At 48.6% G+C, this 21,610-nt stretch carries 17 protein-coding genes, 3 tRNA genes and 2 pseudogenes; 13 read left to right on the forward strand and 9 right to left on the reverse strand.

Annotated elements, in window-relative coordinates:
• Window positions 1-204 precede the first annotated feature (204 nt).
• The 4 genes and pseudogenes from FAH66_RS06015 (at window position 205) to FAH66_RS06040 (ending at window position 9,373) form a co-directional block, all read left to right on the forward strand.
• A complete protein-coding gene (locus FAH66_RS06015; RefSeq protein WP_137041028.1) occupies window positions 205-4,542 on the forward strand; it encodes a DUF6531 domain-containing protein in 4,338 nt (1,445 codons plus the stop codon).
• Between the two features lie 13 nt (window positions 4,543-4,555).
• Complete coding sequence (locus FAH66_RS06020) at window positions 4,556-5,212, forward strand: hypothetical protein (protein ID WP_137041029.1); 657 nt, start codon at window positions 4,556-4,558, stop codon at window positions 5,210-5,212.
• A 176-nt stretch (window positions 5,213-5,388) separates the two neighbouring features.
• Window positions 5,389-6,525, forward strand: a pseudogene (locus FAH66_RS06025) (RHS repeat-associated core domain-containing protein); the annotation flags it as partial.
• 1,372 nt (window positions 6,526-7,897) lie between these two features.
• A complete protein-coding gene (locus FAH66_RS06040; RefSeq protein WP_425271371.1) occupies window positions 7,898-9,373 on the forward strand; it encodes an RHS domain-containing protein in 1,476 nt (491 codons plus the stop codon).
• On the opposite strand, the pseudogene FAH66_RS11215 reads toward FAH66_RS06040, so the two are convergent.
• Window positions 9,331-9,450: pseudogene (locus tag FAH66_RS11215) on the reverse strand (IS5/IS1182 family transposase); the annotation flags it as partial. The gene FAH66_RS06040 and the pseudogene FAH66_RS11215 sit on opposite strands and share 43 nt — an antisense overlap.
• Before the next feature lie 376 nt (window positions 9,451-9,826).
• On the opposite strand from FAH66_RS11215, the gene FAH66_RS06055 reads away from it, so the two are divergent.
• The gene (locus FAH66_RS06055; RefSeq protein WP_137041030.1) at window positions 9,827-10,114 is read left to right on the forward strand and encodes a hypothetical protein; all 288 of its coding nucleotides are present in this window, start codon (window positions 9,827-9,829) and stop codon (window positions 10,112-10,114) included.
• A 101-nt stretch (window positions 10,115-10,215) separates the two neighbouring features.
• On the opposite strand, the gene FAH66_RS06060 is transcribed toward FAH66_RS06055, so the two are convergent.
• Window positions 10,216-10,290: transfer RNA gene (locus FAH66_RS06060), tRNA-Glu, on the reverse strand.
• A gap of 12 nt (window positions 10,291-10,302) precedes the next feature.
• A tRNA-Arg gene (locus FAH66_RS06065) sits at window positions 10,303-10,379 on the reverse strand.
• Between the two features lie 115 nt (window positions 10,380-10,494).
• Here FAH66_RS06065 and FAH66_RS06070 point away from each other — a divergent pair.
• Window positions 10,495-11,886: a 3'-5' exonuclease family protein gene (locus tag FAH66_RS06070; protein WP_137041031.1), complete on the forward strand. Its 1,392-nt coding sequence runs from the start codon at window positions 10,495-10,497 to the stop codon at window positions 11,884-11,886.
• 198 nt (window positions 11,887-12,084) lie between these two features.
• Entirely contained in the window at window positions 12,085-12,876 is a 792-nt protein-coding gene (locus FAH66_RS06075; RefSeq protein WP_137041032.1) for a Cof-type HAD-IIB family hydrolase, read from the forward strand.
• A gap of 66 nt (window positions 12,877-12,942) precedes the next feature.
• Here FAH66_RS06075 and FAH66_RS06080 read toward each other — a convergent pair whose 3' ends face one another.
• From FAH66_RS06080 to FAH66_RS06095, 4 genes are all read right to left on the reverse strand, one after another.
• Window positions 12,943-13,149 (reverse strand): DUF2788 domain-containing protein, encoded by a 207-nt coding sequence (locus FAH66_RS06080; protein WP_003680520.1) that lies wholly within the window; start codon window positions 13,147-13,149, stop codon window positions 12,943-12,945.
• An 86-nt stretch (window positions 13,150-13,235) separates the two neighbouring features.
• Entirely contained in the window at window positions 13,236-14,405 is a 1,170-nt protein-coding gene (gene metZ, locus FAH66_RS06085; RefSeq protein ID WP_137041033.1) for an O-succinylhomoserine sulfhydrylase, read from the reverse strand.
• A 143-nt stretch (window positions 14,406-14,548) separates the two neighbouring features.
• Window positions 14,549-15,109, reverse strand: coding sequence for a DUF3465 domain-containing protein (locus tag FAH66_RS06090; RefSeq protein ID WP_137041034.1), 561 nt, complete (start codon window positions 15,107-15,109; stop codon window positions 14,549-14,551).
• Window positions 15,110-15,229: 120 nt separating this feature from the next.
• On the reverse strand, window positions 15,230-16,030 hold the full coding sequence (locus FAH66_RS06095; protein WP_137041035.1) for a hypothetical protein: 801 nt from the start codon (window positions 16,028-16,030) through the stop codon (window positions 15,230-15,232).
• 162 nt (window positions 16,031-16,192) lie between these two features.
• On the opposite strand from FAH66_RS06095, the gene FAH66_RS06100 reads away from it, so the two are divergent.
• The 3 genes from FAH66_RS06100 (at window position 16,193) to FAH66_RS06110 (ending at window position 17,691) form a co-directional block, all read left to right on the forward strand.
• On the forward strand, window positions 16,193-16,444 hold the full coding sequence (locus FAH66_RS06100; protein ID WP_003680526.1) for an NGO1151 family protein: 252 nt from the start codon (window positions 16,193-16,195) through the stop codon (window positions 16,442-16,444).
• Window positions 16,445-16,520: 76 nt separating this feature from the next.
• The gene (locus FAH66_RS06105) at window positions 16,521-17,324 is read left to right on the forward strand and encodes a basic amino acid ABC transporter substrate-binding protein (protein WP_049347925.1); all 804 of its coding nucleotides are present in this window, start codon (window positions 16,521-16,523) and stop codon (window positions 17,322-17,324) included.
• A 130-nt stretch (window positions 17,325-17,454) separates the two neighbouring features.
• On the forward strand, window positions 17,455-17,691 hold the full coding sequence (locus tag FAH66_RS06110) for a putative hemolysin (RefSeq protein ID WP_137041036.1): 237 nt from the start codon (window positions 17,455-17,457) through the stop codon (window positions 17,689-17,691).
• A gap of 66 nt (window positions 17,692-17,757) precedes the next feature.
• On the opposite strand, the gene serS is transcribed toward FAH66_RS06110, so the two are convergent.
• Both serS and FAH66_RS06120 read right to left on the reverse strand, forming a co-directional pair.
• Complete coding sequence (gene serS / locus FAH66_RS06115) at window positions 17,758-19,053, reverse strand: serine--tRNA ligase (protein ID WP_137041037.1); 1,296 nt, start codon at window positions 19,051-19,053, stop codon at window positions 17,758-17,760.
• A gap of 125 nt (window positions 19,054-19,178) precedes the next feature.
• Window positions 19,179-19,254 (reverse strand) — tRNA-Glu (locus FAH66_RS06120).
• Window positions 19,255-19,386: 132 nt separating this feature from the next.
• Between FAH66_RS06120 and FAH66_RS06125 the strand changes: the two genes are divergently transcribed.
• The 3 genes from FAH66_RS06125 to FAH66_RS06135 all read left to right on the forward strand — a co-directional run bounded on the left by FAH66_RS06125 (window position 19,387) and on the right by FAH66_RS06135 (window position 21,603).
• Window positions 19,387-20,286 (forward strand): recombination-associated protein RdgC, encoded by a 900-nt coding sequence (locus tag FAH66_RS06125; RefSeq protein WP_137041038.1) that lies wholly within the window; start codon window positions 19,387-19,389, stop codon window positions 20,284-20,286.
• A gap of 78 nt (window positions 20,287-20,364) precedes the next feature.
• A complete protein-coding gene (locus FAH66_RS06130; RefSeq protein WP_137041615.1) occupies window positions 20,365-21,147 on the forward strand; it encodes an ADP-ribosylglycohydrolase family protein in 783 nt (260 codons plus the stop codon).
• Between the two features lie 24 nt (window positions 21,148-21,171).
• A complete protein-coding gene (locus FAH66_RS06135) occupies window positions 21,172-21,603 on the forward strand; it encodes an MORN repeat-containing protein (protein WP_137041039.1) in 432 nt (143 codons plus the stop codon).
• Window positions 21,604-21,610 lie beyond the last annotated feature (7 nt).

Genomic DNA, 21,610 nt, shown 5'->3' on the forward strand with positions numbered 1-21,610 from the left:
TTTCTTTTATACAAACTTATATATAAACTTAAAAAAATTTTCAAACTATACAAAATTAATTAGGTTTCGAATCTTATGCTTTTACAAGTGTAGCAAGCCGTATTCCCTATAAAACCTCCAATCCCGACGTAGGGTGCGTGCGGTACGCATACACACGGGTTCTGCTTTTCAGACGACCCCATCCCCCAACAGGAGCAAGCCGCCATGGCCGTCAATAAAATCGCCCGTAAAAGCAGCAAGTTCCGCGTTGTCTTTACCGTCCCCGATTTCTGTTGGCCGCCACCACCCGCTCCCCCTTCCGTTCCGCCCATTCCCTTCCCACTCTTTGCCGACCTCGGCGGTGCCCAAACCGTCGCCAAAGACGTACGCCTCAACCGCAAGCCTGCTTTTGTCTTTAAAGCCAGTAAGACGGACAAGACTTATGGCGATGAAATCGCCCTTCCGGGCCGTAAAGGGGTAAAGAGCCGCACCGCCACCAAACCGGCATGGCCTATGCGCCATTCTTCCTCGGTTAAAATCCGTAAACGCTATATCGTGCGCACCGGCGATATGTTCCATATGAACGGCAAGTTCAGCAAAAGACTCCCCCCTAAAACCTGTCTGTCCTGTAAGGGTGCAGTGGGTGCCGGTCGGCCGGTGAATCCGATACACGGTTTGAAGTTTCTAACCGGTGAAACCGACTTTGCCTTTGAAGGCATTTTGCCGCTGGTATGGAGCCGCAGCTATTATTCCGACCAAGACGGTACCGGCTGGCTCGGCGAGGGTTGGAGCGTACCGGGCTGCCAACGCATCATCCGCGATGCGGCGGGATTGGCCTATATCGACGATCAAGGCCGTTTGTTCCCTTTGCCGGAAGTGGATGAAGATGATGAAGAACCGGTATTGTTCGAAAGCGAACAGATTTGGTTCAGTAAAAACCCGGACGGCCATTATGTCATTGCGTCGCTGGACGGTTCGATAGCGTTGCGTTTTGCGCCTTTGGTGGTCGCTGAAGACGGTTCGGACGAAGATTCCACCCTCTTCCCTTTGGTCGCGGTAGAAGACGCCAACGGCAACCATCAGCGTTTCATTTATCATCCGCTGACCGGTCTGCCGCAATACATTATTGACGGCAACGGACGGGTATTCTCGCTGAACTTTGGCAATGTAGCCGATGAGCAATCGCCTAAAATGCGGCTGCTGTCGGTATCGCTGTTGGAGGGTTTGCCTGCCTTTGGCGAAGCGGTCCGGGTCGGCAGCCCGCTGGTTCGCTATGAATACAACGGCAGTGGTGACTTAGTCCGCGTTATCGGCCGCGACGGCAAGGTCAAACGCAGCTTCGGCTATAAGAACAATCTGATGGTGTCGCACACCGATGCAGCCGGATTGGTATCGGAATACGAATACGACCATTACACCCCGACCGGCAAAGTGTTACGCAACCGGACTTCCTTGGGCGAGGAATGGCGTTTTACCTATCACGAAGGTTATACCGAGGTAACCGACGTATTGGGCCGTACCGAGCAATACCATTACGACTACAACAACGAGTTGACCAAACGGGTGTTTGCCGACGGCAGCACCAACCTGATGGAACGCGACGACTTGGGCCGTCTGCTCAGCCATACCGATGCAATGGGGCGCGTTACCCGTTATCAGTACAGCAACGAGGGCCAGGTGGAAAGCATTACCCGTCCGGACGGCGTCATCCTGCATTTCGACTATGACGACAACTACCGTCTGATCCGTAAAAGCGATGCCGAAAGCCGTTATCACGGCTATACCTACGACGAAGCGGGCAACCTGCTGACCCATACCGACCCGCTGAAACACATCACCCGTTTCGAATATGCCGGCAACGGTCTGTTGCTGTCGGTGACCGATCCGAACGGCAGCAGTACCGCCTACCACTATAACGAAAACCATCAGCCCGACCGGATTACCGACTGCTCGGGTTACGAAACCAAACTCTCTTACACTCCCGAAGGACAGTTGGCGCGTATTACCGATGCGCTGGGACAGCATACCGAATACCACTACGACGCCAATCAAAACCTTACCCTTGCCCTCTATCCCGACGGCAGCAAAGAGACCTTCGGCTACGATGCCGCAGGTCGTTTAAAAACCCATACCGACGGCGAAGGCCATACCACTTCCTACGAATACGGCCAAGACGGTCTGCCGACCCGGCGCACCAATGCGCTGGGCCATACCTTCGGCTACCACTACGACAAAGCCCGCCGCCTGGTCGGCCTCACCAATGAAAACGGTGCGCGCTACCGCTTTGCCTACGACGTCCTCGACCGATTGATTGCCGAAAGCGGCTTCGACCATAAACTGACCGGCTACCGCTATAATGCCGGTAACGAACTAATTGAACAGCGCGAATACGGCGATGATGCCACCCTTGCCGCCAAACTGATGGCGCAACTGGGCGGGCAACCCGTTGCTAAAAAAGATGCCGCCCCGCTTTCAGACGGCCTCGACAGCCAAACCCCGCTGCGGATTACCGAGTTCAAACGAGATGTATTGGGACGGCTGATCCACACCCTTGCCCGCGATAACGACAAGGTTCAGGAAACCGCTTACCAATACGACCCGAACGGCAACCTCGTCCGCGCCGCCAACCGCCAAAGCATCACCTGCTTCGACTACAACGGCAACGGTCAAATCATCGGCCAGCACCAATGGAAAGTGCCGTCCAAAGAAGAAAACGCCCAAAACGGTTTGCCCGAAACCGACTGGCGCGATGCGCAGTACGACATGCTGTACCTGCCCGTTACCGAAACCGTCCGCTACCACTACGACTTCAACGGCAACCGCACCGCCACCGTCCTGCCCGACGGCAGACAGATCAACTATCTGTATTACGGCAGCGGCCACCTGCACCAAATCAGCCTCGACGACGAAGTCATCACCGACATCGAACGCGATCAGCTGCACCGCGAAATCTTCCGCACACAGGGTAAACTCGCCAGCCGCTACGAACTCGATCCCCTGGGTCGTCTGAAAAGGCAAATCGCCGCACTTAACGACCTGACGCAGACCGAGACAGATAAGAACACTGTAACATCGGCTTATGCAGTCAAACGCAGCTACGGCTACGACCGTACCGGCAACCTGACCCACAGCACCGACCAGCGGACGGGAACGACGCATTTCGAGTACGACAAACTAGGCCGGATTACCCAAGCCGGCAACGAACTGTTCGCCTTCGACCCCGCGCACAATATCCTCGACATTCCGACGGAAAAGGTCAAACCGTACCCTGCCCCCTCTCCCGTGGGAGAGGGTCGGGGAGAGGGCAAAACGACCGTGCCGCTTTCAGCCGACCTCAATCCCATCACCGACAACCGCCTGAAAACCTACAACGGCACGACCTATTACTACGACGAGCTCGGCAACCTGATCCACCGCGAACTGGCCGACGGCGAAGTGCAGAACTATTTCTACGATCTGCACGACCAACTGGTTAAAGCCGAAATCTTCAAAAAAGACGGCATGAAAGAAACTTGGGCGTACACCTACGACGCCTTGGGCAGAAGGATAGGCAAAGGCCGTCTGAAAAACGAAGAAGTTTCAGACGACCTCGAAGAGGAAACCGGATTCGTTTGGGACGGCAGCCACCTCTTACAGGAAGTCCAACCGGACGGCAGGTATACATATATCTACACCGATCCCGAAAGCTACGAACTCTTGGCACAGGTACATAACTGGACAACCGAAGGCGGCGAAAACCGTCAACAGACCCACTACTTCCACTGCGACCAAATCGGCATCCCTAGGGAGATGACCGACAAGGACGGCAATTTGTTGTGGTTCGGCAACTATACCAGCTGGGGCCGTCTGAAAGAGGAAACCAAGGTAACGAATAGCGCATACCAGCCCTTCCGTTTACAGAACCAGTATTGCGACCGTGAGACGGGGCTGCATTACAACTTCTTCAGGTATTATGAGCCTGATGCGGGGCGGTTTGTTAATCAGGATCCGATTGGGTTGTTGGGTGGGGAGAATATATATAGATTTGGTAATTCAATACAAAGCTGGATAGATCCTTTAGGATTGGATGGTTTTCAACTACTTCGAGATTATGGAAATTCTCCAGGTGTTCAAGCTGAATATCATAAAGCACTAGCAGCAGCCATGGCAAATCATCCAAAAACTCTACCAGCCTCTTCACACACATTAAGTATAGTTGCAGAAGGACAAGGGGCTGTAGGAGGTAGCGGTCGTTTATCTGTGATACACAATAATTTTCCAGACGGAACAACAGGTAAATGTTTAGCAGCGACTATCTGTGGAGAAACAGGAGCTGCAGAACGTTTAACGTTAGGGGGAGAATACTCATATAGCGCAAGCAACGTTTCTACTGGGTGGTCAAATTCAACATGCGTCAATGGTAGTGTAGCGACCCCAGTAGGCGGAGCTGGAGGTGGTGTATGTACTTCAGATCCTACTCGTGGGCAAGCTGCAAGTAATACCTTTAATGCAAATATTTTATTTGGTGGCGGTGGCGGTGCTAGTGTAGGTAGATGTACAACATATTCATTGTGTAATAAATAAAGGAGTAAACTTAATGATTCATTCATGTATAAAGAAGGTAATATACTTAACATTATTTTTAATATCAATAGTTTCTTGCTACCCTACAGATAACAATCTAGATGAAAAATCATTAATTAAAAATAAGAAGTATGCATTCTTGACAAATGTCACTCACCCCTCTCAAAAAGAAGTTGCCCCATTTGGATTAACTATAGGCAAAATTACTGTTAATGAAGCGCTATCCAAATATCCTCAATTAATAAAGGCAGATAGTTCTTACATTAGTTATGGAAAAAAAGAAATACCAATGCCAAACACATACGCCTTATCCGTTTCTAATAATTTAACGGCGTTTTTACAGTTTGATGAATCAACTAATATCCTACAGAATGTTTTAATTTTCGGACTAAAGAGCGTAGATTTCGACATAATAAAACAAGAATTTAAGGATATATACTCTCCTTATGAAGAATATAATCCATCTGAATTTGAAGCTTTTTCTAGAGGAGAAACCACCTTTGAAGATCAAAAAAAGTTTTTGGAAAAACATAAAAATGAAATAGCTCTATTTAAAAACAATGGCGTTATCATTATTTTAGGAAAATCTATAAACAGCGATGAAGTAGTTATTTTTTATAGAAATACAAGCTATTTTCCAGTTTTAAAAAATAAAGCAGAAGCTTATTAACTAATCGTAGATCGTATCGAGACCTAATAAAACCGCGAAATCGTCTGAAATTAATCTTCAGAAAGCGTAGGTTGGGTCGAGACCCAACAAAATATCAAGGTCGTCTGAAATAACCTTCAGACGACCTTTCCCTATGTATCATCTCTTATCGGCTTCAACTACAACAAAACATCTAAATCAGCCTCGACGACGAAATCATCACCGACATCGAGCGCGATAAGCTGCACCGCGAAATCTACCGCATACAGGGTAAACTCGCCAGCCGTTACGAACTCGATCCCCTAGGTCGTCTGAAAAAACAAATCGCCACCCTCAATGATTTGACGGAAGGCGGTAAAGGCAAAACCAAAGTAGCGGCGGGCTATGGCCAAACCGCGGTCAAACGCAGCTACGGCTACAACCGCACCGGCAACCTGACCCACAGCACCGACCAGCGGACGGGCACGACCCGGTTCGAGTACGACAAACTGGGCAGGATTACCCAAGCGGGCAGCGAACGGTTCGCCTTCGACCCCGCGCACAATATTCTGTCTGACAACAATAGCCCTACCGTCCCCGACAACCGCCTGAAAACCTACAACGGCAACAGCTATTACTACGACGGCCTCGGCAACCTGATCCACCGCGAACTGGCCGACGGCGAAGTGCAGAACTATTTCTACGACCTGCATGACCAACTGGTGAAAGCCGAAATCTTCAAAAAAGACGGCAGTAAAGAAACTTGGGCGTACAGCTACGACGCCTTGGGCAGAAGGATAGGCAAAGGTCGTCTGAAAAACGAAGAAGTTTCAGAAACGTCATTCCCGCATGATTTAAGCGGGAACGGCCTCGAAAACCAAACCCGCTTTGTTTGGGACGGCAGCCATTTGCTGCAAGAAGTCCATTCTGATGGCAGATATACCTATATCTACACCGATCCGAGCAGCTATGAACCGCTCGCACAAGTCCGCAATTGGACAACCGCAGAAGGCGAAAACCGCCAACAAACCCGCTACTTCCACTGCGACCAAATCGGCATCCCAAGAGAGATGACCGATAAGGACGGCAACCTCTTATGGCTCGGCAACTACACCGGCTGGGGTCGTCTGAAAGAGGAAACCAAGGTAACGGATAGCGCATACCAACCCTTCCGCCTGCAGAACCAGTATGCCGACCGTGAGACGGGGCTGCATTACAACTTCTTCAGGTATTATGAGCCGGATGCGGGGCGGTTTGTGAATCAGGATCCAATTGGGTTGGAAGGTGGAGAAAATTTATACAAGTTTGCTCCTAATGCGCAAAATTGGGTAGATATTTTTGGTTTATGGAGTTTTGGCGATCCCTTGCCACAATGGCTTGTTGATGGTGCTGCTGGGTTTGGAGACAACATTTCAATGGGAATTACTAAAAAAGCTCGACAATTATTTGGTATAAGCGGCGGAGTCACAGAATCAACTGCTTATAAGACAGGCGATTGGCTAGGTGAAATACCTGGACTTATTAACCCCGCAAAAAAAGTTAACGCCGCATATAAAGGACTTAAACGTGCAAAACTTTGGAAGTGTGAGATGAAAAAAATTTCTCGTACAGCAAAACGGACAAGAGCGAAGCGAGTTACAAAGGCTAAAGCTAATTTAAGAAGTGTGTTATGGCAGGAAACCAAAGGATTTATAACTGAAAAAATTAAAAGTAAAATTGTTGAGAATATAGTGAATCAAATTTAAACCAGTACAGCGTTGCCTCGTCTTGCCGTAATATCTGTACTGTCTGCAGCTCGTCGCTTTGTCCTAATTTAAATTTAATTTACTATATAGTCGATTAAAATTGCAATGATACGGCGTTGGCTCGCCTTGACATACTACCTGTACGCCTTGCGGCTCGCCGCCTTGTCTCATTTTTATTTTAACCGACTATAGTTTGAATATGTAAAATAGGTAATTCTCATATGTATAATTTCTTTCTTAAAAATAAAGATTTGCTTTGTGTATTTTGTGTATTAATTTGGGATTTATATGATTTATATGATTGCTTATTCAATGGGAATTGTGGCTGGAAGAGAGATATGTATTTTCCTTCATTTGGATTAGGTAGAATAATGTATTCATTATTTAATTTAATTCTTATGGTGGCATTATGTACTTGGATATTTTTATTTTTTCAAAATACTATAAAAAATAGTAGCCATAGGTTGGGTAGGACCCTTAAAAAAAGAAAGCAAACCGTAGCACGCGTGATTAAAGCTAAAAAATAACTGAACCTCTTTGAATCAAACAGTAGTCGGTTGGGTCGAGACCCAACAACAAGTCGTAGCCCACATGAAACCTCAAATTCCGCCGTAGCTTGGGTACGGTAATCATGCTGTTTCTGCTTTTCAGACGACCTCGAGCCTTTTTCGAGGTCGTCTGAAATATTTTTTCTCTAACAATCTAAGCCAAAACCGCCTACGAATACGGCCAAGACGGTCTGCCGACCCGACGCACCAATGCCTTGGGCCATACCTTCGGCTACCACTACGACAAAGCCCGCCGCCTGGTCGGCCTCATCAATGAAAACGGTGCGCGCTACCGCTTTGCCTACGACGTCCTTGACCGATTGATTGCCGAAAGCGGCTTCGACCATAAACTGACCGACTACCGCTACAACGCCGGCAACGAACTAATCGAACAGCGTGAATACGGCGATGATGCCACCCTTGCCGCCAAACTGATGGCGCAACTGGGCGGACAACCCGTTGCTAAAAAAGATGCCGCCCCGCTTTCAGACGGCCTCGACAGCCAAACCCCGCTGCGGATTACCGAGTTCAAACGAGATGTATTGGGACGCTTAATCCACACACTCGCCCGCGATAACGACAAGGTTCAGGAAACCGTTTACCAATACGACTTTGACGGCAACCTCGTCCGCGCCGCCAACAGCCAAAGCATTACCTGCTTCGACTACAACGGCAACGGCCAACTCATCGGCCAGCACCAATGGAAAGTACCGTCCAAAGAAGAAAACGCCCGAAACGGTTTGCCCGAAACCGACTGGCGCGATGCGCAGTACGACATGCTGTACCTGCCCGTTACCGAAAGCATCCGCTACCACTACGACTTCAACGGCAACCGTACCGCCACCGTCCTGCCCGACGGCAGACAGATCAACTACCTGTATTACGGCAGCGGCCACCTGCACCAAATCAGCCTAGACGACGAAGTCATCTCCGACATCGAACGCGATCGGCTGCACCGCGAAATCTACCGCACACAGGGTAAACTTGCCAGCCGTTACGAACTCGATCCCTTAGGCCGTCTGAAAAGGCAAATTGCCGCACTCAACGAGCTGACGCAGACCGAGACAGCGAAAAACGCAGTAACATCGGCTTATGCCGTCAAACGCAGCTACGGCTACGACCGTACCGGCAACCTGACCCACAGTACCGACCAACGGACGGGGACGACGCAGTTCGAGTACGACAAACTAGGCCGGATTACCCAAGCCGGCAGCGAACTGTTCGCCTTCGACCCTGCGCACAATATCCTGTCCGATAACAATAGCCCTACCATCACCGACAACCGCCTGAAAACCTACAACGGCAACAGCTATTACTACGACCACTTCGGCAACCTGATCCACCGCGAACTGGCCGACGGCGAAGTACAAAACTACTTCTACGATCTGCATGACCAACTGGTTAAAGCGGAAATCTTTAAAAAAGACGGTACGAAAGAAACGTGGTCCTACACCTACGACGCTTTAGGCAGAAGGATAGGCAAAGGTCGTCTGAAAGACGAAGAAGTTTCAGACGGCCTCGAAGAGGAAACCGGATTCGTTTGGGACGGCAGCCATTTACTGCAAGAAGTCCATCCGGACGGCAGGTATACCTATATCTACACCGACCCCGACAGCTACGGACCTTTGGCACAGGTACACAACCGGACCAACGAAGAAGGCGAAAGCAAACAGGAAACCCACTACTTCCACTGCGACCAAATCGGCATTCCAAGAGAGATGACCGATAAAGACGGCAACCTGGTTTGGTTCGGGGATTATTACGGTTGGGGCAAACTGAAGAGTGAAACGAACGTAACGGGAACGGCGCACCAACCCTTCCGATTGCAAAACCAATACGCCGACCTCGAAACGGGGCTGCATTATAACTTCTTCAGGTATTGTTCGATCGGCTGCCAATCAATCACTTGATCCAATTTCAATAGTGGGAAGCGGTCGATGTGTTTGGCAATCATGGCTTGTGCGGTTTGCTGGAAGAAGGTGCTCATGGAAAATCCCCTAAATGTCTTGGTGGGAATTTAGGGGATTTTGGGGGATTTTGCAAAGGTCTCGGCCTTAATGCCATAACTCATAATACCTGAAAAAGTTGTAATGCATAATCGGAATGGTTTAAGAGCAATTCCAGATGTGTCAGTTTCTCTTTTTAGTTTGCTCCAGTCATAATAATTCCCAAAACAAACCGGAAGTTACCTTCACAGTTGGTCATTTCTCTTGAGATACCAATTCGGTCACAGAAGAGGTAGTGTATTTGTTGGCTGCTTTCTTATGCAGTTATCTAATCGTGAATTTACACCCAAAGCTTGGCGCTTTGGGCATCTGAAAAGCCAGAAAGAGAAGATGGTGCTGGAATAGAGGCAAGCCCTAATGGGTCAACCTATCTTTCCCAAAAAATTGGAGCCTAATTCACAAAACGACCCTCATATACCCGACAACCACCTTAAAGAATACAACGGCAGCAGCTATTACTACGACAGTTTCAGCAACCTGATCCACCGCAAACTGGCAAACGGCGAAGTACAAAACTACTTCTACGATTTGCATGACCAACTGGTTACGGTGAAGATCTTCAAAGAAGACGGCACGAAAGAAACTTGGACGTACAGCTACGACACCTTGGGCAGAAGAATAGGCAAAGGCCGTCTGAACAGCTAAGAAAGTTATTTAAAAAATTAAATAACTATAAACTTTTAAATATGTAAATGTGAAAAAATAAGCCATCACTATTCTTTAGTGATGGCTTATTTTAAAGTAACTGGCACGCCCACGGGGAATCGAACCCCGGTTACCGCCGTGAAAGGGCGATGTCCTAACCGCTAGACGATGGGCGCGGAGATTTTCTGTGGCGCACCCGGAGCGATTCGAACGCCCGACCCTCTGGTTCGTAGCCAGATACTCTATCCAACTGAGCTACGGGTGCATCAAGAAAGATTTGTATTATAAAGAGAGGGCTATTTACTGTCAAGCGTTTTATTTGGAAAACTTTCAGACAGCGTGTAAAATGCGCATTTGCTATTGAATTTACAGAGAATAAAATGTCAGATTTCGCACGCTGGCCGCTCTTATCCGAAGCATTTTCCCGTTTAGGACGGCCTGTGGTCGTGGTGGATTTGGAGACGACCGGTGGAAATTTCTATCAGGACAGGATAACGGAAGTCGCCCTTGTTCGTTTTGAGCAAGGACGCGCCACACATTACGAGCAATTGGTCAATCCTTGCCGCAGCATTCCCGAATTCGTTGCCAGACTGACCGGGATTCATGATGAAACGGTGAAAAACGCGCCTGTCTTTGCCAATATTGCAGCCGATTTGTTGCCGCTGTTGCAAGGGGCAGTAGTTGTTGCCCACAACAGCCGCTTTGACTACACCTTCCTGCGCCACGAGTTTGCCCGTATCCATACTGACTTTGCCGCACCCTCGCTCTGTACGGTGCAGCTGTCTCGCCGTCTCTATCCTGAGTTTTACAAACACAGCCTCGACAGCATTATCGAACGCACCGGCATTCAGACGGCCAACCGCCACCGCGCCATGACCGATGTTGCCGCATTGTGTGATTATCTCGAATTAAGTCTGGCAGAAAAAAATCATCAACAATGGGACGAACATGTCCGAGTATTGATGAATCCGAAAATGCTACCCACTTGGCTGCCTGATTCGCTCGCACAACAGCTCTATGCCCTGCCCGACAGTTACGGCGTATTGGTTTGGTTTGACCATTTCGGCAAAGCCCAAGCCATTGAAGCACACGAACGCGCATACAGTGAAACCGCCACCCTGCTGCACAGCAAAAAACTACCGCCGCACATTAAAGCCGCAGCCTCCATCCGTTTTATTCCGGCAGTCGGACAGCTCCATACATTATGGCTCAAAGCCCAGACCATGCAGGAATACCAACTGATGCCGTCTGAAAAGTCCACATCGTTTTCTACCGTCCGCTTTATCGCTGACGAACACGGCAGCCTTCAAGCACGCATCGTCTTGTTAAACAGCGGCACCAAAAATTGGCGCCCTTACGGTTTGTTTGCCCATAAAAAAGCAGCCAAACGCGCTTTGATGCAATGGTCGCAAGAACACAGACTCTGCCCAGATTCGCTCAACATTTTGCCGACCAGCTACGCAAAAGGCGAACCCTGCCCTGTCGAGGCCGTCGGAAAATGCAATGGCAACTGCCGCCAGCTAAACGGTATCAAACATCAAAACCAACGCATTACCGAGCTTGCCGCCCTACTCCCCGTAACCGATTGGGGCAAAGCGCACGAAATTGAAATTACCGAAACCGATCCCCTGACCGGAAACAGCATTACCCTGCTCTGCGCCGGCGGCGCGTTGGCATTGCCTGATGGCGGCTGGTATTTCGACAGCAGCCTGCCTCTCGTGATTAAAAACAAATTCAGGCAAGACAAAGAAAATATCCGTTTGATTGCTTAAAACAAGGCCGTCTGAAAACCAAATTTTCAGACGGCCTATTGTGAATAATTTGCCGCTTTATTCCCCAAATAAAAATCTGCCTAAATTTTAATCAGAACTTATTTTTATAATAGCAATCAAATACTAAACCAATTTATACACAAGCTGTTCACACAATTTTCAATGAAAGCTGTGTATACCCAACCCAACGAGTAAATCATGAACAACCCTGAAATCATCTTCTTTGACATCGACGACACCCTCTACCGAAAATACACAGATACCCTGCGTCCTTCGGTTGCCCAAGCCATGCGCGCATTAAAAGCCAAAGGCATTTTGACTGCCATTGCCACCGGCCGTCCTGAAGCCGCCATTCCCGCCAAAGTCAAAGCCTTGATTCAAGAATGCGGTATCGACATGCTCGTTACAATCAACGGCCAATATATTTCCTTTCGCGGCGAACCCCTGCAAAGCTACCCTTTGGACATTGCCGACATCGAAACCGCCATCAACCTGCTTGAACAACATAAAATAGACTACGCATTCGTCAACAACCAAGAAATTGCCGTTTCCTCCCATTCTCCGCGCGTTGTCGAAGGCTTATCGCATATCCTGCCCAACTTCCTGACGGACAAAGAATATTTCCGCAAACAACCTGTTTATCAAATGTTGGTCTTTGTGGACAAGGAAGAAGAAAAAATCCTGCAACCGCTGACCCAGCAACACGGCTTCAAATTCGCCCGCTGGCATGAATATGCTGTAGACCTGCTGCGCAAAGAAGGTTCAAAAGCACGGGGCATCGCACATGCAGTGGAAAAACTGGGCATTGATATGAGTAAAGTAATGGCATTCGGCGACAGCTTCAACGACTTGGAAATGCTGTCAACCGTCGGCTTTGGTGTTGCTATGGGCAATGGCGAAGAAGCAGCCAAAGCGGCCGCACAATTCGTCTGTCCAAGTGTTGATGAAGACGGCGTATTGCGCGGCTTGCAAGAATTGGGCGTCATTTAAACCATCAAATCAAAAGGCCGTCTGAACATTTTTCAGACGGCCTTGTTCTATCTGTAAACTTTCTGCTTACTTCGGCAATACCAAAAAGCTAATCAGCAACTCTTTAAATACGAATCCAAACACACCCAAGCCCAAAACCAAGAAGAGCATGGCGATACCGAATTTGCCGGCTTTGGATTCTTTACCCAAGTTCCAAACAATAAAGCCCAAAAAGATAATCAGGCCGCTCAGTAGGATTTTCATTGCCCATGAGGCAAATTCTGCTTCAGTCATATTCTTTCCTTGTATGATTCAGATGTGTGTTCATAAACTTCAGACGGCCTTATCGCAACAGGCCGTCTGAAATATCTTTTTTAAACTTATTTGTTCAAGACTTGCTTCAAATCTTCAATCAAATCGTCAACGTATTCCAAGCCGACAGACAGGCGCACCAAGCCCGGGCGGATATTGGCAGCAAGTTTTTCTTCAGGCTGCATACGGCCGTGGGTCGTTGTCCACGGGTGGGTGATGGTTGAGCGCACGTCGCCGAGGTTGGCAGTACGGGAAAAGAGTTCTACGCCATCCACGATTTTCCATGCCGTTTCTTGGTCTGCAACTTCAAAGCCGATGACGATGCCGCCGCCGGTTTGCTGTTTACGGATCAGTTCAGCTTGCGGATGGTCGGGCAAACCGGTGTAGTACACGGCTTGGACTTGCGGCTGTTGTTGCAGCCATTGGGCGATTTTTAACGCATTATCAAACTGTTTTTCCATACGCAGCGACAGGGTTTCCACGCCGCTCAACAGCTGCCATGCGTTAAACGGAGACATCGCCAAACCGCAAGAGTTGCAATATACGGCCACTTGCGTCATCAATTCTTCCGAACCGGCTAACACACCACCCATCACGCGGCCGTGACCGTCAATCGCTTTGGTTGCGGAAGACACGGAAATATCCGCACCGTATTTCAAAGGCTGCGAACCGGCTGGCGACAAGAGGCTGTTGTCCACCACCAAAAGCGCGCCGATACTGTGTGCCAGTTCTGCCAACGCTTCCAAGTCGGCAACTTCGCCCAAAGGGTTGGACGGGGTTTCCAAGAAAAACAGTTTGGTATTGGGCTTGATTGCCGCTTTCCATTCATCTACATCAACCGGCGATACATGGCTGACCTCGATGCCGAACTTAGTTACGATATTATTGATAAAACCGACAGTCGTACCAAACAGACTGCGGCTGGAAATAACATGATCACCGGCTTGCAAGAAGGTAAAGAACGCGGCCTGAACCGCAGACATACCGGTCGAAGTGGCTACCGCGCGCTCTGCGCCTTCCAATGCAGCAATGCGTTTCTCAAAGGCGGCGATGGTCGGGTTGGCGGTACGGGTATAGGTAAAACCTTTGATTTTTTTGGAAAACAAATCGGCGGCGTGTTGGGCGTTTTCCCACATGAAGCTGCTGGTCAAAAACAGAGCCTGATTGTGTTCATAATATTCGGTTTGCTCTTTGCCACTACGGATGGCAAGCGTTTGCGGATGAAGTTTTTTGCTCATTTATTCTCCAATCTACTGTGTATTCCAATGGACGGAACAATATTTTCCGTCTGTTTAACTTGTTAACATTTTGCGCCGATTTCTACCATCTTTCAAGCCGAAGGCCGTGTTTCGGGCCGTCTGAAAAAACAGGAAAACCGTTTTTACTGATAAAGGCGGCCATCGTGTTTCAACCAGCCGTCAGTATGCCGACCTGACGGGTCATGGTGCGTCCAATGGATAACACCGCCCTGCTCCGACCATTCGTATTCGCCGTAAAATGCTACTTTATCGCCTTTTTTCAAACCCTTAATCTTATCGGCAAGGTCGATATTGTGTGCCACCAAAAGCGTTTGACCGCTGGAAAGTTTCAAGATAAAACGTTGATGGCGCGTGCCTTTGTTGTCATCCGGCAGGGTTTTCCATACCGTGCCCTCGCCCTCAACCTGAATATCGCTTTGTTCGTTTTCAAACGCCTGTTTCAAAACTGCTTCGGCTGATTCTTTGTCCGAACCGATTTGCTGCTGAACTGTATCAGCATTCTTTTTGCCCGCATTATTTTGTTTTTGAACGGCTTCTATTTTCTGCTGATTCTGCGATTGTACCGGCTGCTTGTTTTGCATTTTGTTATAGGCAAATACGACAACCAAAGCAATCAGCAATACAATGATTTTATTTTTATTCATAACAATCTCAAAAAAAATGCCCGATTCTGCATCGGGCATATCAACTATTTAGAAAGGATATTTATCACGAAAACGTGAGCCGCTATTATACACGCTTCGTAATATTTTAAGGGAAATTTATGCCAAAAGCCGTCTAAAATTTTCAGACGGCCTGGATACTCAACGGCGATATTTCATTTCAGTCTTCATATCGTCCAAAATACGTTTGACGTTGTGTTCCAACACATCCTCCACCAAGCCCGGTGCCTGCTCGTTCAGCATTTGCTGCAACTGGTAAGTGAACAAGGCCATTTGTTTTTGCACGGCAATCCGAATCATGCCATTGACTGCATCGGCCACATGGGGGCGCAAACGCTTAATCAGGCGCTCGGTCAACTCTTTTTCAGAAACGCAGAATACTTCCCGACGGCCAATCGCTTGCGGGTTCAATACATTGATATGGACATTGATGGCCGGTTCTTGTTCAAGGCCGTCTGAAACCGCCTCTTCAGCCGCTTCCGCATCATCATTTTCCGGTTTTTTAGTTTCTTCCACTTCAGGCACATCAAAATCTACCGCACCTGATTTCGGATTCAGTCTGACGGTACGCGTTGATTCGATATGACGCTCTGAAGCCGCAGCCTGCAATGCCGATTGCGCGCTCAACCAGTTGTCCTGCAAAACCACCATCGCATCGGTTTCCACTGCTTCGCCCTCGTCAGCCAAAGCAGTATTGTGCTCCAACTGCCAACGGTACAAATACTCTTCCAATACTTTTTCACGATTGTCAGCATCCAACTTATATTCTTTTTTAGGCGCGGTTTTGGACGCGGCATCGACAGCTTCGTTCGATTTTTTGACCAATGGCGCATGAGTCGGCACGGTATTAAATTGTCGTGCCTGACGCAATCTTTCCAGGCGTTTTTCCCAATTCAGGTCTTCTTCCTCGAGGGATGTGGGGTCAAGACGGTTGTTTTCCATAATAATCTCGTTTTTTCATTTTTATTGTGAACCGCATTCAAGCCTAAAATCACTTGAAATACGGCCGATGGTTGGACATATCCGGCAAGCCGGCACAAGCGTCACATTTTAATATTAATTCGCTATATAATCACTATTTTATTTAATACCCAAGGATACATCATGAGTAGCATCGAACAACGCCTCGAATATCTGGAAGAGGCCAACGACGCTTTGCGTATGCAAAACCACGTCCTCGCCACCGCACTCAAAGGCCTCATCCGCTCCCTACCCTCCGACATGGCCAACGATGCCGTAGAATCCATCCAGCTTGCCTTTGAAGACGCGTTGGCGGAATTAAGCTACGAAGACAGCCCGCACACCGACCTCTTCCATGACGTAACCTACGCATTTTTCCGAGAAAAAGACCACTAATTTCAGCTAGTTTGTTCACAAAATTATGCTAAACTAAGATTTTATCCGTTAACATTTTATTAAGAAAGCACATATCATGAACATGAAAAAATGGCTGGCCACTGCCCTCGCTTGTTCCGCCCTTGCCCTGACTGCCTGCGGCGGTCAAAGCAATAATGCCTCTGCTCCTGCCGATAAAGTGTACCGTGTCGGCTCCAATGCCGAGTTTGCCCCATTTGAATCTTTGGATTCTGCAGGCAAAGTGGAAGGTTTTGACGTTGACTTGATGAACGCCATGGCTAAAGCCGGCAACTTCAAAGTCGAATTCAAACACCAGCCATGGGAAAGCCTCTTCCCTTCTCTGAACAACGGCGACGTGGACATCGTTATGTCCGGCGTAACCATCACTGACGATCGCAAACAAAGCATGCTCTTCAGCGATCCATACTTTGAAATCACCCAAGTTGTCCTCGTTCCAAAAGGCAAAAAAGTGGCCTCTTCCGAAGACCTGAAAAACATGGCCAAAGTCGGCGTGGTAACCGGCTACACCGGCGACTTCTCCGTTTCCAAACTCTTGGGCAACGACAATCCGAAAATCGCCCGCTTTGAAAGCGTTCCTCTGATTATTAAAGAATTGGAAAACGGCGGTCTGGATTCCGTAGTCAGCGACAGCGCAGTCATTGCCAACTATGTGAAAAACAACCCGACTAAAGGCTTGGATTTCATCTCCCTGCCTGACTTCACCATCGAAAACTACGGTATCGCTGCACGCAAAGGCGACGAAGCAACCATCAAAATGTTGAACGATGCGCTGAAAAAAGTACGCGAAAGTGGCGAATACGACAAAATTTACGCCAAATACTTTGCTAAAGAAGGCGAAAAAACCGAAGCAGCCAAATAATCCGGTTTGACTTCTTAAACTAAAGGCCGTCTGAAAATTTTTCAGACGGCCTTTAATCTGGTTAACTCAATTAAACGCAAGCACCCCCCTATAATCCGCTTGTTTTTATCCTTCAAATGAAAGACACGCCATGATCAAATCCGTTATCCTCAGTCTCGCTGCCGCAACTGCTTTAGCCGCCTGCTCCGCTTCTGAAAAACAAGAATCTCCTATCGGCATGGCCAATCCGGCTTCCGAATTCTGCCTCAAACAAGGCGGCAAATCCAAAATCAAAAAAGCTAAAGACGGTGGCGAATACGGCGTGTGCCACTTGCCTGACGGTAAAGTCGTTGAAGAATGGGAATATTTCCGTCAGCACAACAAATAATTGTTCAATCATATAAAAGGCCGTCTGAAACCAAGTTTCAGACGGCCTTTTTCTTTTAAACAGCGATTATTTTATTTCCAATTTGGTCACGCCGCCCATATAAGGTTGCAACGCAGCAGGAACATTAATGCTGCCGTCGGCGTTTTGATGGTTTTCCAAAACCGCCACCAAAGTACGGCCGACAGCCAAGCCTGAGCCGTTCAAAGTATGCACCAAACGGTTTTTACCGTTTTCATCTTTGAAACGCGCTTTCATGCGACGAGCTTGGAAATCTTCGCAGTTGGAGCAGCTGGAAATTTCGCGGTAAGTATTTTGCGCAGGAACCCAAACTTCCAAGTCGTAGGTCTTGGTTGCGCCGAAACCCATGTCGCCGGTACACAAAGTAATCACACGGTATGGCAGTTCCAACGCTTTCAAAATATTTTCAGCGTGTCCGACCATTTCTTCCAGCGCTTCGTATGATTTTTCCGGATGAACGATTTGCACCATTTCCACTTTGTCGAATTGGTGTTGGCGAATCAAACCGCGCACGTCTTTACCGTATGCGCCCGCTTCGGAACGGAAACATGGGGAATGCGCAGTCAATTTCAACGGCAAATCGCTGCCGGCCACGATGCTGTCGGCAACGGTATTGGTCAGCGTTACTTCAGCGGTCGGAATCAGATATTGCGTTTTCTTGCTCTCGTCGCCGCCGCGGGTAACGTGGAACAAATCTTCTGCAAATTTAGGCAGTTGGCCTGTGCCTTGCAGGGTAGTGTCATCCACAATATAAGGCGTGTAATGCTCGGTATAGCCGTGTTTCAGCGTGTGCGTATCGAGCATGAATTGCGCCAGTGCGCGGTGCAGACGGGCGATTTGGCCTTTCATCACGGTAAAGCGCGCGCCGGAAAGTTTCGCGCCGCCTTCAAAATCCAAGCCCAAAGGCTCGCCCAAATCAACATGGTCTTTGATTTCAAAGTCAAATTCGCGCGGCGTGCCGACTTTGCGGACTTCGACGTTTTCGGTTTCGTCTTTACCGACGGGCACGCTTTCGTGAGGCAGGTTGGGAATACTCAACAACCATGCGTCCAATTCCTTCTGAACGGCATCCAAATCAGCAGCGGCCTGCTCCAAATCCGCCTTGATTTGAGCAACCTGATCCATCGCAGCTTGAGCCTCTTCGTGTTTGCCTTGGCCTTTCAACGCACCGATCTGCTTGGAAATACTGTTGCGAGAAGCCTGCAACTCTTCTGTTTTCACTTGAACGGCTTTGCGTTGTTCTTCCAAAGCGTTAAAACGCGCGGTATCAAACTCGTAACCGCGGGCGGCCAAACGTTCGGCAACTGCGGCGGTATTGCTGCGGAGCAATTGGATGTCTAACATTGTTTTCTCTCGTTAAGATTCAGAATGGCATTATTGTAAACCAATTTAAAGATATTTTCACAGCGACAGGCCGTCTGAAAACAAAAAACGCCCCTGCAAAAAGCAGGAGCGTTTTTTAAGAATTTTGGCACGCCCACGGGGATTCGAACCCCGGTTGCCGCCGTGAAAGGGCAGTGTCCTAGGCCTCTAGACGATGGGCGCGTAACCGAAGCGCGAACTATACAGAAAGCCTTTTCTTCTGTCAACGCCTTTACTGCATTTTTAAAGATGCTGCCGATTTCCGTATGTTATTTTCCCTGTATAATGCCGGTTTTAATAAAAGGAAAACTCGCCATGTGGTTTAAGCAAATCAGTTTTTATCCGCTCAACAAAGACAAGTTGCCCGAATTGGAAGTCCTTTCTGACAAATTGGCGCAATCCGAATTTGCCCATTGTCAGGGTTTGGACTGGTTTAGCGAAGGCTTTGCCACGCCTGTTTCCTTTTCGCCCGAGCTGGTTTTCCCTGCCGATTACACTTGGCGCGTTGCTCTGAAAAAAGAAGAAAAAGTCCTGCCTGCCGGCGTCATCCGCGATATTTTGGATGAAAAGGTTTTGGAAATCCAAAACAACGAAGCGCGCAATGTCGGCCGTAAGGAAAAACAAGAGCTGAAAGAACAGATTACTGACGACCTGCTGCCCCGTGCCTTTACGCGTAGCAGCCGCACACAGGCGATTTTTGACACGCGTCATGGTTATCTTTTGGTCAACAATGCCGCATCTGCAAAAGCGGAAAATATCCTGACCAAACTGCGCGAAGCCTTGGGCGGTTTGGAAGCAACCCTGCCCAATACCAAACAATCGCCCTCTTCCCTGATGACCAGCTGGCTGCTGCAAGGTCACTGCGAAGGCGGTTTTGAATTGGACTGCGATTGCGAACTCAAAGGCGTGGGTGATGTTGTTCCGGTCGTCAAAGTTTCCAAACAAGACCTAACTGCCGATGAAGTGGTACAACACGTCAAAAACGGCAAAACCGTTACCCAACTGGGCTTGGTATGGCGCGAACAAATTGCGTTCATCCTCACCCAAGACTTTACCCTCAAACGTATCCAGTATCTGGACGTATTGCAAGAAGAAGCCGAAAGCAACGGCGACGATGCCGCCAGCCTTGCCTTTGCCTCGCAAATCCTGATGACCGAAGCCATCAGCACCATGTTGGAAGAACTGGTTTCTTATTTGGGCGGCTGGCAAGAGTAATTTTTCAGACGGCCTTTTTGATTGGGAAATATCAAAGGCCGTCTGAAATATAAATGAAGTATCAGAAAGGATGTCATGATGTTGGGCGCAGTCATTGGCGATATTGCCGGATCAAGATTTGAGTTTGACAACTATCGTCACACCGATTTTGACATTTTCAGCCCCGACAGCAACTTTACCGATGACACGATTTGCACTGTTGCCATTGCCGATTGGGTTTTACAAGGTTGTAACGATAATTTGGCCTCTATTTTGCAAGGCTGGTGTAGGGCATATCCCAGTCCTAAAGGCGCATATGGCGGCCGCTTCTCACAATGGATAGAATGGGAAGATCCAGAACCTTATAATAGCTGGGGCAACGGCTCGGCCATGCGTGTTTCGGCCGTTGGTTGGGCATTTGCCACATTGGAAGAAACCCTGCATTTTGCCAAACAATCCGCCATCGTGACGCACAACCACCCGGAAGGCATTAAAGGCGCACAAGCCGTAGCCGCCGCCATCTTTTGGGCGCGTACCGGCATGGGCAAAGCGCAAATCAAAGAAAACATTACACGACAATTCGGCTATGACTTAAGCCAAAGTTGCGACCAAATCCGCCCGCATTATCATTTCAACGAAAGCTGTCAGGAAACCGTACCTCAAGCGATTACCGCCTTTCTTGAAAGCGATGATTTTGAACACGCCATCCGACTGGCAGTTTCCCTGGGCGGTGACAGCGATACCTTGGCAGCCATTACCGGCAGTATTGCCGAAGCCTACTACGGCATCCCTACGGCCATGCGCGAACACGCTTTAGCCATATTGCCATGCCGTATTGCTGAAACCCTGCTGACTTTTGAATCCCAATATCAGGCCGTCTGAAACCGCCTGCAAAAAGGAATAATAATGATGAAATACCTCGCCCTACTCCCCATCGCCTTCATGCTGGGTACGCCTGCTATTGCCGAAACCATCAATCCTTATCAGGAAAAAGGTTGCGCTTATGATGGCGATGTCGGCAAAGACGGTAAACCGTCCGGTAAAGGCACATGGAAATGCCAAGACGGCCGCAGCTATGTCGGCTCATTTAAAAACGGCAAATTTGACGGCAAAGGCGCATATACCGTTTCCGGCAACCGCGAAACCTTTATCGAACCTTTCTTCTCCAACAGCGCCAAATTACGCAATATGACACTGGAAGGCATGTTCAAAAAAGGCAAGGCGCACGGAAACTTTACCGCTTCTCAAAACGGCACACCCGTCTTCATCATGAAATGCGAAGACGGTATGATTAAAGAAGTCAAACTACCTAAGAAATCTACTTCCAAAACCAAATAAACAGCCT

The organism is Neisseria subflava, assembly GCF_005221305.1.
In the GTDB taxonomy this organism is placed as follows: Bacteria; Pseudomonadota; Gammaproteobacteria; order Burkholderiales; family Neisseriaceae; genus Neisseria; species Neisseria subflava.

Coding starts and splice junctions, on each gene's coding strand:
- FAH66_RS06015 (WP_137041028.1), top strand. CDS start 205: ATGGCCGTCAATAAAATCGCCCGTAAAAGCAGCAAGTTCCGCGTTGTC.
- FAH66_RS06020 (WP_137041029.1), top strand. CDS start 4,556: ATGATTCATTCATGTATAAAGAAGGTAATATACTTAACATTATTTTTA.
- FAH66_RS06040 (WP_425271371.1), top strand. CDS start 7,898: ATGGCGCAACTGGGCGGACAACCCGTTGCTAAAAAAGATGCCGCCCCG.
- FAH66_RS06055 (WP_137041030.1), top strand. CDS start 9,827: ATGGGTCAACCTATCTTTCCCAAAAAATTGGAGCCTAATTCACAAAAC.
- FAH66_RS06070 (WP_137041031.1), top strand. CDS start 10,495: ATGTCAGATTTCGCACGCTGGCCGCTCTTATCCGAAGCATTTTCCCGT.
- FAH66_RS06075 (WP_137041032.1), top strand. CDS start 12,085: ATGAACAACCCTGAAATCATCTTCTTTGACATCGACGACACCCTCTAC.
- FAH66_RS06080 (WP_003680520.1), bottom strand. CDS start 13,149: ATGACTGAAGCAGAATTTGCCTCATGGGCAATGAAAATCCTACTGAGC.
- metZ (WP_137041033.1), bottom strand. CDS start 14,405: ATGAGCAAAAAACTTCATCCGCAAACGCTTGCCATCCGTAGTGGCAAA.
- FAH66_RS06090 (WP_137041034.1), bottom strand. CDS start 15,109: ATGCCCGATGCAGAATCGGGCATTTTTTTTGAGATTGTTATGAATAAA.
- FAH66_RS06095 (WP_137041035.1), bottom strand. CDS start 16,030: ATGGAAAACAACCGTCTTGACCCCACATCCCTCGAGGAAGAAGACCTG.
- FAH66_RS06100 (WP_003680526.1), top strand. CDS start 16,193: ATGAGTAGCATCGAACAACGCCTCGAATATCTGGAAGAGGCCAACGAC.
- FAH66_RS06105 (WP_049347925.1), top strand. CDS start 16,521: ATGAACATGAAAAAATGGCTGGCCACTGCCCTCGCTTGTTCCGCCCTT.
- FAH66_RS06110 (WP_137041036.1), top strand. CDS start 17,455: ATGATCAAATCCGTTATCCTCAGTCTCGCTGCCGCAACTGCTTTAGCC.
- serS (WP_137041037.1), bottom strand. CDS start 19,053: ATGTTAGACATCCAATTGCTCCGCAGCAATACCGCCGCAGTTGCCGAA.
- FAH66_RS06125 (WP_137041038.1), top strand. CDS start 19,387: ATGTGGTTTAAGCAAATCAGTTTTTATCCGCTCAACAAAGACAAGTTG.
- FAH66_RS06130 (WP_137041615.1), top strand. CDS start 20,365: ATGTTGGGCGCAGTCATTGGCGATATTGCCGGATCAAGATTTGAGTTT.
- FAH66_RS06135 (WP_137041039.1), top strand. CDS start 21,172: ATGATGAAATACCTCGCCCTACTCCCCATCGCCTTCATGCTGGGTACG.